This window comes from Streptomyces sp. NTH33 (assembly GCF_003236365.1).
GTDB lineage: Bacteria > Actinomycetota > Actinomycetes > Streptomycetales > Streptomycetaceae > Streptomyces.
In genome coordinates this window covers 1-1,394 of record NZ_POTZ01000883.1, presented here as the reverse complement: position 1 = coordinate 1,394, position 1,394 = coordinate 1, and the positions used below count along the sequence as shown (strand labels likewise).

Annotated in this window: 1 protein-coding gene; it reads right to left on the bottom strand. The window is 67.3% G+C overall.

Annotated elements, in window-relative coordinates:
* On the bottom strand, window positions 1-1,394 hold a 1,394-nt coding region (treS, locus tag C1I97_RS37240; protein WP_111007283.1), incomplete at both ends, for a maltose alpha-D-glucosyltransferase.

The following is a 1,394-nucleotide window of genomic DNA, read 5'->3' as shown; positions in this document are numbered from 1 at the left end:
CCGAAGGCGGGGTTCTGCTTGCGGATCTCGATCATGCGGCGGGTCCAGTGCAGCAGCGAGGACGGCGAGGACATCGACGCCTCGACGTTGGTGACCTGGTAGCCGTAGACCGGGTCCATGATCGTGGGCAGGAACAGGCGGCCGGGGTCGCAGGAGGAGAAGCCCGCGTTGCGGTCGGGGGTCCACTGCATGGGGGTGCGCACCGCGTCGCGGTCGCCGAGCCAGATGTTGTCGCCCATGCCGATCTCGTCGCCGTAGTACAGGATCGGGCTGCCGGGCAGGGACAGCAGCAGGGAGCCGAAGAGCTCGATCTGGTTGCGGTCGTTGTCCAGCAGGGTGGCCAGGCGGCGGCGGATGCCGATGTTGGCGCGCATGCGGGGATCCTTGGCGTACTCGGCCCACATGTAGTCGCGCTCCTCGTCGGTGACCATCTCCAGGGTCAGCTCGTCGTGGTTGCGCAGGAAGATGCCCCACTGGCACTTGGAGGGGATGGCGGGGGTCTTGGCGAGGATCTCGGAGACCGGGTAGCGGGACTCGCGGCGCACGGCCATGAAGATGCGGGGCATGACCGGGAAGTGGAAGGCCATGTGGCACTCGTCGCCGCCGGTGGCGTAGTCGCCGAAGTAGTCGACGACGTCCTCCGGCCACTGGTTGGCCTCCGCCAGCAGCACCGTGTCGGGGTACTGGGCGTCGATCTCCTTGCGCACCCGCTTGAGGAACTCGTGGGTGGCGGGCAGGTTCTCGCAGTTGGTGCCCTCCTGCGCGTAGAGGTACGGCACCGCGTCCAGCCGGAAGCCGTCGATGCCCAGGTCCAGCCAGAAGCGGAGGGCGGCCAGGATCTCCTCCTGCACCGCGGGGCTCTCGTAGTTCAGGTCCGGCTGGTGGGAGAAGAACCGGTGCCAGTAGTACTGGCCGCGGACCGGGTCGAAGGTCCAGTTGGACACCTCGGTGTCGACGAAGATGATCCGCGCGTCCTGGTACTGCTTGTCGTCGTCGGCCCAGACGTAGAAGTCGCCGTAGGGGCCGTCGGGGTCCTTGCGGGACTCCTGGAACCACGGGTGCTGGTCGCTGGTGTGGTTCATCACGAAGTCGATGATCACGCGCATGCCGCGCTGGTGGGCGGCGTCGACGAACTCCACGAAGTCGGCCAGGTCGCCGAACTCGGGGAGCACCGCGGTGTAGTCGGAGACGTCGTAACCGCCGTCCCTGAGCGGGGACTTGAAGAAGGGGGGCAGCCACAGGCAGTCGACGCCCAGCCACTGCAGATAGTCGAGTTTGGCGGTCAGGCCCTTCAGGTCGCCGACGCCGTCGCCGTTGCTGTCCTGGAAGGAGCGGACGAGGACCTCGTAGAAGACGGCGCGTTTGAACCACTCCGGATCCCGGTCCCTGGCCGG